This is a genomic window from Candidatus Accumulibacter meliphilus (genome assembly GCF_036625345.1).
Lineage (GTDB): Bacteria > Pseudomonadota > Gammaproteobacteria > Burkholderiales > Rhodocyclaceae > Accumulibacter > Accumulibacter meliphilus.
In genome coordinates this window covers 97,339-111,022 of sequence record NZ_JAZKTZ010000001.1, presented here as the reverse complement: position 1 = coordinate 111,022, position 13,684 = coordinate 97,339, and the positions used below count along the sequence as shown (strand labels likewise).

The 13,684-nt window shown below is 61.8% G+C and carries 11 protein-coding genes; 3 read left to right on the top strand and 8 right to left on the bottom strand.

The genetic code is table 11. The annotated features are described in order from the left end of the window. Positions 1-21 precede the first annotated feature (21 nt). The 6 genes from V5B40_RS00505 to V5B40_RS00480 form a co-directional block, all read right to left on the bottom strand. Entirely contained in the window at positions 22-687 is a 666-nt protein-coding gene (locus V5B40_RS00505; RefSeq protein ID WP_332352622.1) for a DUF502 domain-containing protein, read from the bottom strand. Beyond that, positions 684-1,058 (bottom strand): FmdB family zinc ribbon protein, encoded by a 375-nt coding sequence (locus V5B40_RS00500; protein WP_332352621.1) that lies wholly within the window; start codon positions 1,056-1,058, stop codon positions 684-686. The genes V5B40_RS00505 and V5B40_RS00500 overlap by 4 nt, the downstream gene beginning before the upstream one ends. A gap of 117 nt (positions 1,059-1,175) precedes the next feature. Then, a complete protein-coding gene (locus tag V5B40_RS00495) occupies positions 1,176-2,036 on the bottom strand; it encodes a prepilin peptidase (RefSeq protein ID WP_332352620.1) in 861 nt (286 codons plus the stop codon). After that, complete coding sequence (locus V5B40_RS00490; protein WP_332352619.1) at positions 2,036-3,274, bottom strand: type II secretion system F family protein; 1,239 nt, start codon at positions 3,272-3,274, stop codon at positions 2,036-2,038. Before V5B40_RS00490 ends, V5B40_RS00495 begins: the two co-directional genes overlap by 1 nt. 14 nt (positions 3,275-3,288) lie before the next feature. Further along, entirely contained in the window at positions 3,289-5,004 is a 1,716-nt protein-coding gene (gene pilB / locus V5B40_RS00485) for a type IV-A pilus assembly ATPase PilB (protein WP_332352618.1), read from the bottom strand. A 275-nt stretch (positions 5,005-5,279) separates the two neighbouring features. Continuing rightward, complete coding sequence (locus V5B40_RS00480; RefSeq protein WP_332352617.1) at positions 5,280-7,568, bottom strand: NADP-dependent malic enzyme; 2,289 nt, start codon at positions 7,566-7,568, stop codon at positions 5,280-5,282. Between the two features lie 327 nt (positions 7,569-7,895). Here V5B40_RS00480 and fusA point away from each other — a divergent pair, with 327 nt between their 5' ends. Continuing rightward, a complete protein-coding gene (fusA, locus tag V5B40_RS00475) occupies positions 7,896-9,944 on the top strand; it encodes an elongation factor G (protein ID WP_332352616.1) in 2,049 nt (682 codons plus the stop codon). A gap of 9 nt (positions 9,945-9,953) precedes the next feature. Then, on the top strand, positions 9,954-10,259 hold the full coding sequence (locus tag V5B40_RS00470) for a hypothetical protein (RefSeq protein WP_332353219.1): 306 nt from the start codon (positions 9,954-9,956) through the stop codon (positions 10,257-10,259). Between the two features lie 29 nt (positions 10,260-10,288). On the opposite strand, the gene V5B40_RS00465 is transcribed toward V5B40_RS00470, so the two are convergent. Continuing rightward, a complete protein-coding gene (locus tag V5B40_RS00465) occupies positions 10,289-11,038 on the bottom strand; it encodes a transglycosylase SLT domain-containing protein (protein ID WP_332352615.1) in 750 nt (249 codons plus the stop codon). Between the two features lie 592 nt (positions 11,039-11,630). On the opposite strand from V5B40_RS00465, the gene V5B40_RS00460 reads away from it, so the two are divergent. After that, entirely contained in the window at positions 11,631-12,983 is a 1,353-nt protein-coding gene (locus V5B40_RS00460) for a hemolysin family protein (protein WP_332352614.1), read from the top strand. Here V5B40_RS00460 and queC read toward each other — a convergent pair. Continuing rightward, the gene (gene queC / locus V5B40_RS00455) at positions 12,971-13,669 is read right to left on the bottom strand and encodes a 7-cyano-7-deazaguanine synthase QueC (protein WP_332352613.1); all 699 of its coding nucleotides are present in this window, start codon (positions 13,667-13,669) and stop codon (positions 12,971-12,973) included. The two genes, V5B40_RS00460 and queC, sit on opposite strands and share 13 nt — an antisense overlap. Positions 13,670-13,684 lie beyond the last annotated feature (15 nt).

The following is a 13,684-nucleotide window of genomic DNA, read 5'->3' as shown; positions in this document are numbered from 1 at the left end:
GCTGTTTCCGGGTTGCTGATATCAGGTTATGGTGGGGTCGATGGGTGGCGCGACGGCGGCCGCCGATGGTTTCGAAGCTGCCGATTCTTTCGAGCGCGTGGACGGTGGTGCGACGACGCCCATGGAAATGACGTACTTCAGCGCCGTATCGACGCTCATCTCCAGTTCAATGACGTCTCTTCTCGGCAGCATCAGGAAGAAGCCGGAGGTCGGGTTGGGTGTCGTCGGCACGTACACGCTGACATAGTCACCGTCGAGGTGGTGAAGCAGATCAGCGCCCGGTTTGCCCGTCAGGAAGGCGATCGTCCAGGCTCCGCGACGCGGGTACTCGACCAGCAGCGCTTTGCGAAAAGCGTTTCCGGACGACGAGAACAAGGTGTCGGAAACCTGCTTGACGCTGTTGTAGATCGAATTGACGACCGGAATGCGCGCCAGCAGATGTTCCCACCAGCGCACCAGCTGTTGGCCAATGAAGTTGGCGGCCAGCAAGCCGGTGGTCATGATGATCAGCAGGGTCAGTATCGCTCCGGCACCCGGGATGTCGAAGCCGAGCAGAGTGCGCGGCTGGATCGCCGTCGGCAGCAGGTGCATCGATTGGTCCATGGTGCCGACGATCAGCACCAACACCCAGGCCGTGATCGCCAATGGCACCCAGATCAGCAGTCCGGTAATGAAATACCGTTTCATCCCTTGTCTTTAACTGCCGCCGTGCTCTTCGCGCTGGCGGGCGTACTGTCGGCCGAAGTCGTTGTTTTGGTCGAGCTCGTTGAACTGCCTGAAGCGCTGGCCTGCGCCGTTGAACTCGTCGTATTTTCCGTACCGGCTGGCGAGCTATCCTTGTTTTCGGACCCTGTGGTCGTCGACGGAGCCTTGTTGCCACCCTTGAAATCGGTCACATACCAGCCGTTGCCTTTCAACTGAAAGCCGGCTGCCGTTACCTGTTTCGTATAGGTCGCCTGTTCACATTTCGGGCAGACACTCAGGGCAGGGTCACTCAGTTTTTGCAGGTGATCTTTTTCGAAACCGCAAGTTTCGCAGCGATAGGCGTAAATCGGCATGACGAACCCTCAAAAGGCGCAGGCTGGCGCCCGAAAAGGCACGATTATACGCGAACCCCGGTGTCGTTTACCCGTCCCCGCCGCGGCTGCGGGGGCTCCGGTTGCCAGCCGAAAAGACTACAGCAAGCTCAGGTAGGCGCGCGTCAGTGGCTTTCCCCAGAACAGCGCCAGCAAGCCGGCCATCGCCAGGTAAGGGCCGAAGGGAATGGGCACGCTGCGCCCGCGCTTGGCAATCACCATCAGTGCGATGCCGACCACTGCGCCGAGCAGCGACGAAAGCAGGATGGTCAAGGGCAGCATCTCCCAGCCGAGCCAGGCGCCAAGGGCGGCGAGCAGCTTGAAGTCACCGTAGCCCATGCCCTCCTTGCCCGTGGTCAGTTTGAACGCCCAATACACGGACCACAGGGCAAGATAGCCGCACATCGCCCCGATGACCGCCGCTTGCAGGTCGGCGAAAGTGCCGAAAAGATTGACCAGCAGGCCGGCCCAAAGCAGGGGCAGAGTGATCGAATCGGGCAACAGCTGGCTGTCGAAGTCGATGCCGGTCAGCGCGATCAGACTCCAGATCAGCAGCATGGCCGCCAGGCTTGTCCAGCCATAGCCAAAATGAAACGCAGCAAAGGCACACAACAGGCCGCTGATCGCCTCGACCAGTGGGTAGCGTGGCGAGATTGGTGCTGCGCACGCCGAGCAGCGGCCGCGCAGAAACAGCCAGCTCAGTAGCGGAATGTTTTCGAGCGCGGTAATCGCATGCCCACACGCTGGACAGCGCGAGCCGGGCCTGGCCAGCGACAGCGGCTCGTGTTGCGGCGCCGCTTCACCGCACAGTTCGGCGCAGTGGTTGCGCCACTCATGCTCCATCATCGTCGGCAAGCGGTGAATGACGACATTGAGAAAGCTGCCCACCAGCAGCCCGAGCACTCCGCCGATCAGCGCGAAGAGGGCCGGGGGCAGGTCAGCAGGGAGGAGGTGGGGCACTATCCGACGACCGCGCCCAGTTTGAAGATCGGCAGATACATGGCAATCACCATGCCACCGATCAGTACCCCGAGAACGACCATGATGACCGGCTCCATGAGGCTGGAAAGCGCCTCGACCGCGTCGTCAACCTCGGCCTCGAAGAAGTCGGCAACCTTGCCGAGCATTGAATCGAGGGCGCCGGACTCTTCACCGATGGCGACCATCTGATTCACCATGTTCGGGAAAAGCGCCGAGTTCTGCATCGCCGAAGTAAGGCTGGTGCCGGTGCTGACTTCGCTCTGGATCTGCCGGGTGCCGACTTTGTAAACGTAGTTGCCGGCTGCGCCACCGACCGATTCCAGCGACTCGACGAGGGGGACGCCGGCGGCGAACATGGTGGCCAGGGTACGCGTCCAGCGGGCGATGACCGACTTGCGAATGATGTCGCCGAAAATAGGCAAACGGAGGAACAGGCGGTCGAAAGCCATCTGCATTTTCTCCGAACGTTTCCAGGTGTAGAAGAAGGCAAAAACGCTGCCGCCGATACCGCCGAAAATGGCCCACCAGTACTCGATGAAGATGTCCGATATGGCGATTACCACCAGTGTTGGCGTCGGCAGGTCGGCACCGAAGCTCTTGAAGACTTCCTTGAAAGCCGGAATCACGAAGATCATGATTACTGCAGTGATGATGAACGCGACGACGATGATCGCCACCGGGTAGAACAGCGCGGCCTTGATCTTGGACTTGATGGCGAGCATTTTCTCCTTGTAGCTCGCCAGGCGGTCGAGGAGCGTTTCGAGAATGCCGGCCTGCTCACCGGCAGCGACCAGATTGCAGTACAACTGGTCGAAATGCAGCGGGTGCTTGCGGAAAGCTTGCGACAGCGAGCTGCCGGTCTCGACGTCGGACTTGATGTCCAGGAGCAGTTTGCCGACCGCCGGGTTGTCGTGTCCGCGGCCGACGATTTCAAAAGTCTGCAGCAGCGGCACGCCGGCTTTCATCATCGTTGCCAATTGCCGGGTGAACAGCGCGATGTCCTTTTCGGTGACCTGACGCCCACCCTTGAAGCGCTGCTTGGAGACCTTGCTGACGAGAATTCCCTGCCGTCGCAGCGTCGCGCGCACGACGTTCTGGCTGTTGGCGCGCTGCTCGCCGCGGACGACCTTGCCCGCCTTGTTTTTACCTTCCCAGAGAAAGACGTATTCTTTGACTTCTGGCTCGGCTCTTCGGGTGCGTTTCGCAGCGGTGGCCATCTATTTCCTCCTCTTCAAGCGTTGGTGCTGCCGAGAATTTCGTCGAGAGAGGTGAGCCCTTGCTTGACTTTCAGCAGCCCCGAGCGACGCAGATCATTGACGCCTTCCTGTCTGGCCTGGGCTGCCACGTCATGCTCCGTGCCGTTGGCCATGACAATGCGTTGAATCGCTTCAGTGACCGGCATCACCTCGTAGAGACCTAGGCGCCCCTTGTAGCCACTCCCCTTGCAGCGTTCACACTCGCCCGGGCCGTAGAGCGTCCAGGTGCCATCAAGATCGCTTTCCAGGAAGCCGGCATTGAGCAAGGTCTCGACCGGTGTATCGAGCAGCTTTTTGCAGGTGCACAGCCGACGCACCAGGCGCTGGGCAGTGATCAGTAGAATGCTCGAGGCCAGGTTGAAGGTCGGAATGCCCATGTTCATCAGGCGAGTCAGCGTTCCCGGCGCATCATTGGTGTGCAAGGTCGACAAGACGATGTGCCCGGTTTGCGCTGCCTTGATCGCGATTTCCGCAGTTTCGATGTCGCGGATTTCGCCGACCATGATGATGTCCGGGTCCTGCCGGAGAAAGGCCTTGAGCGCCACCGGGAAGGTCAGCCCGGCTTTGTCATCGACGTTGACCTGGTTGATTCCTGGCAGCGGTATTTCGGCCGGGTCTTCGGCGGTGGCGATATTGACCCCGGCCTTGTTGAGAATGTTGAGGCAGGTATAAAGCGAAACGGTTTTTCCGGAACCCGTCGGTCCAGTGACCAGAATCATTCCGTAGGGTCGGTTGATGGCGTCGAGCAATAGTTCTTTCTGCTCGGGTTCGTATCCCAGCGCATCGATCCCGAGGTTGGCGCTGGCCGGGTCGAGAATCCGCAAGACGATCTTTTCGCCGTACATCGTCGGCAAGGTACTGACCCGGAAGTCGATGGCTCGACTCTTGGACAGCACCAGACGCATCCGACCATCCTGGGGGACGCGCTTTTCGGCAATGTTCAGGCGCGAAATGACCTTGATCCGTGAGGCAATCTTGTCCTTGATGACCAGCGGTGGCGCCGCCACTTCGCGCAAGATGCCGTCGGTACGAAAGCGGATGCGATAGCTCTTTTCATACGGTTCGAAATGAATGTCGGAGGCCCCGTCATTGATCGCGTCAAGCATCATTTTCTGAATGAACCTGACGACCGGCGCGTCGTCGACCTCGACGGCTGAGGCTTCGTCGGTTTTTTCCTGGGCTTTCTCGTCGGTAAACTCGAGGTCGATGTCCTCGCTGGTAAAGCTTTTCAGGCTGTCCTCGACCGACTCCGAAAGTTTGGCGACCAGGGGGACGAGCTTGTTTTCCTCGACGATTACCGGGTCCACCGCCAAGCCGGTCTGGAAGCGGATTTCATCAAGTGCGCGCAGATTGGTCGGGTCGGCGATGGCAATTGCCAGGCGGTTGCCGCGCTTGTGGAGAGGCACGACGCGATGGCTGGCGATCAGCTTGCGGTCAATCGCGCTCTTCTTGATCTGTGTGTCGTCGAAGGCGGACAGATCGAGCAAGGGGTAGCCGAACTTCTCGGCGGCAAAACGCGCCAAGTCAAGGAAAGTCGCCTTGTTGGCGCTGACTATCTGTTCGATCAGCGTGGTTCGGTTGGCTGCCGCTTGTGCGAGAAAGGACTCGGCCTCGGCTTCCTTGAGCCGACCTGCTTGTACCAGCGCCCGGGCGAGGCCGCTGAGCGGGGAGTTTTGCGGATTGGCTGCCATTGTTCGCGATAGGACCTTGTAATGCGTTGTGAACCATCAGGTCCCGGCTATGCCGAGTTATTAGCCTTCCCGATCATGCATTGACTCGGCGTGTTTGTAAAGGAGCGGCTTTTCGGCAAGCATCCCGGCCCCAGAGCTTGCTCGTGGAGCGTGCCGCTGCAGCGGCTGCGCGGGATGCGCCGGAGCGCGCGCAGCCGGCGCATTCAATCAATCATTCATTCCAGCGTGCGATGGGCGACGGCTGGCAATTGCCGTCGCTGGAGGAGCTGCGACGCTTACTCGCTTGTTGCCTCGACGACGATCAGGGCGCTCATGTCCACCACTCGGCGAACGCTCGACGTCGCTGCCAGTACATGCACCGGGCGCGCCGCACCGAGCAGGATCGGGCCGACCGACATGCCGTCGCCACCGGTCATCTTGAGCAGGTTGTAGGAAATGTTGGCCGCATCGAGGTTGGGCATGACCAGCAGATTGGCCTCGCCGCTCAGTGGCGACTGCGGGTCCGAGCGCTCGCGTATGCTCTGTGAAAGGGCGCTTTCGCCGTGCATCTCGCCGTCGATCTCCAGATCAGGCGCCTTCGCGCGGACAATTTCCACTGCCCTGGCGACTTTGCGGGCGCCGGCGGTGAGCGATGATCCGAAGTTCGAGTGCGAGAGCATGGCCACTTTCGGCCGGATCGCGAAGCGACGAACCGCCTCGGCCGCCATCAGCGTGATCTCGGCCAGCTGCTCGGCGTCGGGATCCTCGTTGACGTGTGTGTCGCAGAGGAAGAGCGCGCGGCCAGGCAGCAGGACATGCGTCATCGCAGCCATGGTGCTGCAGCCGGGCTCCTTGCCGATGATCTCGTCGATCTGCCGCAGATGGTGCCCGAAGCGGCCGGAGAGACCGCACATCATGCCGTCGGCGTAGCCAAGGCTGAGCAGCATGGCGCCGATGATGGTGTTGTTGGTGCGCAAGCGCGTCTTGGCGATATCGATGGTTACCCCGCAACGCTTGCGCAGCTGATGATAGGCTTTCCAGCATTCTTTGTAGCGCTCATCGTTGGCCGGGTCGACGATGTCGAAATCGGTCCCCGGGCGCAACTTCGAGGCGATCCGCTTGAGGCGCGTCGCAATGACCTCGGGGCGACCAATCAGGATCGGGCGCGTCAGCCCTTCGTTGATGATCGTCTGGGCGGCGCGCAGCATGCGTTCGTCCTCGCCGTCGCAATAGACGATGCGCGTTTCGCTGCTGCGCTTGGCGGCCGAGAACACCGCGCGCATACCGACGCCACTCCGATAGACGAACTCGCGCAGCTTCTCGCGGTAAGCGTCCATGTCGACGATGGGCCGGGTGGCCACTCCCGAATTCATCGCCGCCAGGGCAACCGCCGGGGCGATGATGGTGATCAAGCTCGGATCGAAAGGCTTGGGAATCAGGTAATCGCGGCCAAAAACCAACTCCTGGCCGGGGTAGGCCAAGGCCACTTCGTCGCTCACCTCTTCCTGCGCCATCGCTGCCAGAGCTTTGACGCAGGCCATCTTCATCTGTTCGTTGATGCCCGTTGCGCCGACGTCGAGCGCGCCACGGAAAATGAAGGGAAAACAGAGGACATTGTTGACCTGGTTGGGATAGTCCGAGCGGCCGGTGGCGATGATCACGTCCGGGCGCACTTTCCGGGCCAGTTCGGGCATGATCTCCGGAGTCGGATTGGCGAGCGCAAAAACGATCGGATCCTTGGCCATGGTGGTGAGCATCTCGGCTTCGAGAATGCCCGCCGCCGAGAGTCCGAGGAAAATGTCGGCCCCGGCGAGCGCTTCGCCGAGGGTGCGGCATTCGGTGTCACGCGCATAGCGCGCCTTGGTGGGCTCCATGTCGGCGTCACGGCCGGCGTAGATAACCCCTTTCGAGTCACAGACGAGAATGTTCTCGCGGCGCACGCCCAGATCGCACCACAGGTTGAGGCAGGAAATTGCCGCCGCCCCTGCTCCGGAGCAAACGACCGTCACTTCGGCGATTTTCTTGCCGGTCACCTTGAGCGCGTTGAGGATCGCGGCCGACGAAATGATCGCCGTGCCATGCTGGTCGTCGTGAAAGACCGGGATCGACATGCGCTCCTTGAGCTTGGCCTCGATATAGAAGCATTCCGGGGCTTTGATGTCTTCCAGGTTGATGCCGCCCAGGGTCGGCTCCATCGCGGCGATCATGTCAATCAGCTTGTCGGGGTCTCTTTCCGCCAGTTCGATGTCGAAGACATCGATGCCGGCGAATTTCTTGAACAGGCAGCCCTTGCCTTCCATCACCGGCTTCGCCGCCAGCGGACCGATATTGCCCAGGCCAAGCACCGCCGTACCGTTGGTGATCACCCCGACCAGGTTGGCGCGCGAAGTGTACAGGCTGGCCGAGCCGGGTTCATCGACGATGGCCTGGCATGCGAAAGCGACCCCTGGAGAATAGGCGAGTGCCAGGTCGAGCTGGTTGTTCAGTCCCTTGGTTGGTTGGACAGCGATCTTGCCCGGAGTCGGCTGGCTGTGATACTCGAGCGCGGCTTCGCGAAGATCGGCCTGGCGCAGATCGTTTTCCATTTTGGGCTCCTGACGCGATGTTCATCAAAAATAAAGCGCGTCACTTTAGCCGACTCGCGCGGTTTACACAAAACCGATGCTTTTTCCCTGCTTTCGTTCCGGGTTTTCGGGCCGCCGCCTGCCAGCAGCTGATCGCCGGGCGGATGACGAGTTCCCGACGGCGGGAGCGCGCAGGGCAATTTGTCGACGGCATTCCCGAAGCTGGTCGCAAGCAGCACGCGTTACGCTCCCCGCGGGGGTAAAATGATATCAGCACGTGCGGCCTGACATGCCATGTGGCTAGATGGGGAGCTGCGTCGTGCGTTCGACTTGAATGGGAGATGATCAATGGGCCAAACCACCACCAGTATGCTGCGTGCCGTCGCTCTTGTCGGCCACGGCGCTGCCGGCAAGACGACGCTAGCCGAAAGCCTGCTCGCTGCCGCTGGCGAGATCAGCAGCCGCGGCAGCGTCGAGAAAGGCAACACCGTTTGTGATTTTGACCCACAGGAAAAGGAATTCGGCCACTCGCTTAATGCGGCGCTGGCGGGTTTTTCGTGGCGGGACGTGTATGTGCATCTGATCGATACGCCAGGCTTCCCGGACTTTGCCGGGCAGGCGATCAGCGCCCTGGCCGCCGTCGACACCGCGTTGGTGGTGATCAATGCGCAAAACGGTATCGAGCTATCGACTGAAAAGATGATGCAGCTGGCAGCCGCTCGTGGCGTCTGCCGGATGATCGTCATCAACAAGATCGACGCCGACAATGTCGACCTGCCGGCGCTGGTTGGCGAGATTCGCGAGCGCTTCGGGCGAGAGTGCATGTTGCTCGACTTACCGGTCAAACAGGGCGCAGAAGTCGTCGAGTTGCTCGGCCACGATAGCGGCGAGAGCGATTTCGAATCGGTGGCTGCAGCGCATCGCGCCTTGATCGATCAAATCGTTGAGGAAGACGAGGACCTGCTCGCCCGCTATCTGGACGAAGGCCTCGATCCGAGCCTCGACGAACTGCACCTGCCTTTCGAAAAAGCGCTGCGTTCGGGCCACCTGATTCCGATCCTCTTTGTTTCAGCGAAAACCGGCGCCGGCATCCCGCAGCTGCTCGACGCTCTGGCGCAACTTGCACCCAGTCCGGCCGAGGGCAATCCGCCACCGTTCTATCGCGGCGAGCCGGGCGGGCCGGCGGAGGCGTTCCAGGCCGACCCGGACCCGGAAAAGCACGTTCTGGCGCACGTTTTCAAAATCGTCAGCGACCCTTTCATCGGCAAAGTCGGCGTTTTCCGTGTTCATCAGGGCACCATCCGCAAGGATTCGCAGCTCTTTGTCGGTGATGGCAAGCGTCCGTTCAAGGTCGGACACATCTATCGCCTGCAGGGCAAGGAGTACCTCGAAGCCGAGTCGCTGCTGCCTGGCGACCTCGGCGCCGTGGCCAAGGTCGATGAAATCGAGTTCGACTGCGTACTGCACGATTCGCATGACGAAGACCACATCCACCTCAAACCGCTCGAGTTCCCGCAGCCAATGCAGGGCCTGGCGGTGACCGCCGTACGCAAGGCCGACGAGCAGCGCCTGTTCGAGATTCTGCGCAAGCTCGAGATCGAAGACCCCTGCTTCAAGATCGAACGCCAGGCGACGACCAACGAAACGGTGATTCGCGGCATCGGCGAAATGCACTTGCGCGCCAAGCTGACGCGGCTGGCGCAGCAGTACAAGCTGGACCTCGACACCGCACCGCCGCGGATCGCCTATCGTGAAGCGATTACCGCTGCCGCCGAAGGGCACTGTCGGCACAAGAAGCAGAGTGGCGGTGCCGGTCAGTTTGGCGAAGTGGCGCTGCGCGTCGAACCCCTCGAACGCGGCGCTGGTTTCGAGTTCGTCGATGTCGTCAAGGGTGGCGTCATTCCGGGTGTCTTCATGGCCTCGGTCGAGAAAGGCGTCCGCCAGGCACTGGCCGACGGCGTCGTCGCCGGTTTCGAGGTGCAGGACCTGCGGGTCACCGTACATGACGGCAAGTCGCACCCGGTCGATGGCAAGGACATCGCATTCCAGACCGCCGGTCGCAAAGCAACGATCGAAGCGATTCGCGCCGCCAAGCCGATCGTTCTCGAGCCGGTGGTCGAAATTGAAATTCTCGCACCTGAGGCGATGACCGGCGATCTCACCGGTGACCTTTCCAGCAAGCGTGGCCACCTCACCGGCACGCAGCCGCGTGGGCCGGGAGTGATGGCCATCACCGGCCAGGTGCCGCTGGCCGAACTGGACGCTTACCAGTCGCGCCTGAAATCACTGACTGCCGGGCAGGGCTCGTACAGCATCAGCTTCTCGCATTACGCACAGGTGCCGCCGGCCACGCAGCAGGAACTCGTCGCGCAGCACAAGGTGGACGACGAGGAGTAGTGGTCTCGGCTGACGCGTCAGGCGCTGGAGGAGAACTGCCATCGCCTGGGGCAGCGGCTAGCGCTGCTTTACGTGGCCAATTCGCCGGAGTTCGCGGAAAAGGTCAGCTTCTCGGCGTTCATCGCCGCGTCGAGCGAAGCCGAGTTGCTCTGCGAGGACAAGGGCGGCTGCATGCACTTCAACCACCGTCTGATGACGCCGCTGGCCGATGCGGAGTTGCTGCTTTCGGCCGAGGCCAGCCAGACGATCCGGCGCATGGCGGGCGCCGCCGGTGTTGCGGAAGCCGGTGCCGAGCCTCACGCAGCGGTCTCGTGAGCAAGGCATGGCCCTCGCCAAGAGCCGACTCAGGCCTGCGAACTGCCCGTGCGTACGGCCTTTTCGAGACGCTTCTTCTCGGCAAAGACTTTCTTCGCGTAGCCGGTCGCGGGGTCCGTCGGTGCGCCACCGTAGTGCTGCAGACCGCCAGTCAGGCTGCCGCGCCAGCGGATCGCCTCGTTCAGGACATGCACGCCGACCTGGATGTTGGTGACCGGGTCCAGGAAGGGTTCCTCGCCCGCGTCTTCCGGCAGCTTGTCCTTGTGGAATTGAGGCATTACCTGCATCAGGCCCTGGGCACCAACCGCGCTTTCGGCGAAGGGATTGAAGCGCGATTCGATTCCGATAATGGCGATGATCAGCAGCGGATCGAGGCGGACCTCGCGACCGATACTTTGCGCGGTCTCGAAGATCGGCACCAGCGCCTCCGGGGCCACCCGGTAGCGGCGCGAAACATAGTCGAGGGCGCGCTTCAGCGACGGCCGCAGCTCTTCGGGAGCAGGTTCGACGGCTTTCGCCTGCAACTCTGGCGGCGGTGCGGCTTCAGCGACGGCTGATGCTTCTGCTGCGACGCCAGGCGATGCCTCTTCCTCGGCCATCAAGGATGGCTCAAGGACCACTGCAGGAAAATTATCGCTGCCGGTGCTGCTGCCGAAAGCCGCTTTGAAGCTGCCCAGGGCCAGCATCAGACCAACGACGATCAGGCCATGTTGAATGAAACTCAAGGTCGCGTCGCTACGACGCGGTCTTTTGCTCTTGAGCGAAATAGTTGCGGACATGCTCTCTCCTTCACTGTAGTCATCGCGCCAGTGCTACGGCCCGACGGTGACAATTACAGATGGGTGCAAAGCCTCGAACTTGGGGGAAACAGGTACCCTGAGGCCGGGTCTCGCTGCAGGGTGGTGCGCTGCAGCAAAGGGGCGGAAAGCAGGCTGGGCCGCTGAAAGTGCCCTGTGACGTCGCAGCTGAACGCTGCAACTTGCCTGCTTCGAATCAACTCGAGGCGGACTTTATTGATTTTCGGGGCCGTGGTCAAGCCGCCGCGCCGGAGCCTCTGCAGCAAGTGCCGCCAGCTGCCAGCTGACAAGCAGTGGGCCGACCACACGGAAAGACCACGCTGCGATCCTGAAAGCCTTGCACCTAGGGCGATTCAGCGCTGCCTCCGGGCGACCGTTGCGGTGTTGATCCTGGCGGTCTGGCCCTGTGGGAAAGTGTTGCAAAAAAACAACGATGTGCCGATTATGCGGCGGCGCAGCATGCGACGCTGCCGCTCTGCAGGTGTTCGCTAGCGGCGTGCAACAGCCTCTAGCGTCGATATAATGCCGACAACTCCCGTACCAGAGCAACGGCCAAGCTCCACTGCCTACATCAATGGATATCGCACTACTCTTCTTTCTGATTCTGCTCAACGGAATTCTGGCGATGTCGGAAATTGCCGTCGTGTCTTCACGTCAGTCACGCTTGCAAAAGCTCGCCGATGACGGCCAGCCTGGCGCTCGCTCGGCACTGGCGCTGAATCACGAGCCGTCGATCTTCCTGTCGACCGTTCAGGTCGGCATTACCACTGTCGGCATTCTCAGCGGTGCCATCGGCGATGCGGCCCTGGCGGCGCCGCTCGGCGACTGGCTGACGACTATCCCGTCGCTGGCGCCCTATGCCAGGCCCATTTCGCTGACGCTGGTGGTCTGTGGCGTAACCTACTTTGCGGTTGTCGTCGGCGAACTGGTCCCCAAGCGGCTTGGTCTGCTGGCGCCGGAGCGCATCGCGTCGCTGATCGCGCCGCCGATGAATCTGCTTTCGCGGTTCGCTCGCCCGCTGGTGTGGCTGCTTTCCTCGTCGTCCAGTTTGCTCTTGCGCCTGCTCGGTGCGCGTCAGTCGCTGGACTCTTCGGTCAGCGACGATGAAATCAAGATCCTGATGGGTCAGGGTGCCCGGGCGGGCGTCTTCCACGCCAGCGAACAGGAGATTGTCGCCAATGTCCTGCGCCTGGACCAGCAGCGCGTCGGCGAGATCATGACCCACCGCAAAGATCTCTATCTGATTGATCTGAACGACGGCGAAGTGGAAATCCGCGACCGCCTCGCCGCCAGCCCCTTCAAACGCGTGCTTGTCTGTCGCGACGGCCTCGATAACCTCGTCGGCGTCCTGCGCACCAGCGATTTGTTGAAAGGGGCGCTCTCCGGCGCGCCGCTGGCCATCGAGGACATCGTTCGGCCGCCGCTGTACGTGCCGGCGAGCGTGAACACGACGCAGTTGCTGGAAACCTTCCGTCGGGCACGTCAGCAGTGCGCGCTGATGGTCGACGAATATGGCGAACTGCAGGGTCTGGTGACCCTCACCGATGTGCTGACATCCATTGTCGGCGACCTGCCGGCCGTGGACTCTCCCGAGGAGCAGGACATCGTCGTGCGCGAAGACGGCTCGTGGCTGGTCGACGGACTTGTCACCCTCGAACGACTGCGCAGCGTTCTCCACATCGCCAGCGAACTGCCGGGGGAGGAAGAAAACGCCTTCCACACGCTCGGTGGTTTCATCATGTACTTCCTCGGTCATATTCCCGAGGCCGCCGAGCATTTCGAGTTCGCCGAGCTGCGCTTCGAGGTCGTCGACATGGATCACAATCGAGTCGACAAGGTCTTGATTGCACGCATGATTCCCGGTGAACAAGGTTCGTCGGCCGGAGCCTGTCCGGCCTCCCCGGCGGGCAGCGATCAGGCGGTGTAGCGCGTCGGATCAGGCACCGCGGCGGCGACAAAACCGGCTCGCCGCAGCCGACACGAATCACAGACCCCGCAGGCGCCGCCTGCCGAATCCGCCTGGTAGCAGGAAACGGTGAGCGCGTAGTTGACGCCGAGTTCGGCGCCGAGCTGGATGATCTGCGCCTTGCCGAGGTTGATCAGCGGCGCGTGCAGATGCAGCACAGCGCCTTCGACGGCGGCCTTGGTTGCCAGCCGGGCCATGCTCTCGAAGGCAGTGATGTATTCCGGGCGGCAATCAGGATAGCCCGAGTAATCGACGGCATTGACGCCGACGAAAATGTCGCAGCTCTCGAGCACCTCGGCCCAGGCCAGCGCCAGCGAGAGCATGATGGTGTTGCGCGCCGGGACGTAGGTCACCGGAATCCCCGACTGAACGCCGTCGACCGGGACGGCGATCGCCACGTCGGTCAGCGCCGAGCCACCGAAAACCTCCAGCGACAGGCTGACGACGCGGTGGTCGGCGGCCCCGAGTGCCGCAGCAACTGCTGCCGCGGCGTCCAGTTCGGCACGATGACGCTGGCCGTAGTCGACCGACAGGCAATGGCATTCGAAACCGGCGGCCCGGGCGATGGCCAAGGTCGTCGCCGAATCGAGCCCCCCGGAGAGAAGAACCACGGCACGCTGGCCGTGTGAGTCAGGTGGCGTATGCATGGGGTCGAAAATATA

Bases quoted from the DNA above. Each gene is read 5' to 3' on its own strand.
- V5B40_RS00505 (WP_332352622.1), bottom strand. From the start codon at position 687: ATGAAACGGTATTTCATTACCGGACTGCTGATCTGGGTGCCATTGGCG.
- V5B40_RS00500 (WP_332352621.1), bottom strand. From the start codon at position 1,058: ATGCCGATTTACGCCTATCGCTGCGAAACTTGCGGTTTCGAAAAAGAT.
- V5B40_RS00490 (WP_332352619.1), bottom strand. From the start codon at position 3,274: ATGGCCACCGCTGCGAAACGCACCCGAAGAGCCGAGCCAGAAGTCAAA.
- pilB (WP_332352618.1), bottom strand. From the start codon at position 5,004: ATGGCAGCCAATCCGCAAAACTCCCCGCTCAGCGGCCTCGCCCGGGCG.
- V5B40_RS00480 (WP_332352617.1), bottom strand. From the start codon at position 7,568: ATGGAAAACGATCTGCGCCAGGCCGATCTTCGCGAAGCCGCGCTCGAG.
- fusA (WP_332352616.1), top strand. From the start codon at position 7,896: ATGGGCCAAACCACCACCAGTATGCTGCGTGCCGTCGCTCTTGTCGGC.
- V5B40_RS00465 (WP_332352615.1), bottom strand. From the start codon at position 11,038: ATGTCCGCAACTATTTCGCTCAAGAGCAAAAGACCGCGTCGTAGCGAC.
- V5B40_RS00460 (WP_332352614.1), top strand. From the start codon at position 11,631: ATGGATATCGCACTACTCTTCTTTCTGATTCTGCTCAACGGAATTCTG.
- queC (WP_332352613.1), bottom strand. From the start codon at position 13,669: ATGCATACGCCACCTGACTCACACGGCCAGCGTGCCGTGGTTCTTCTC.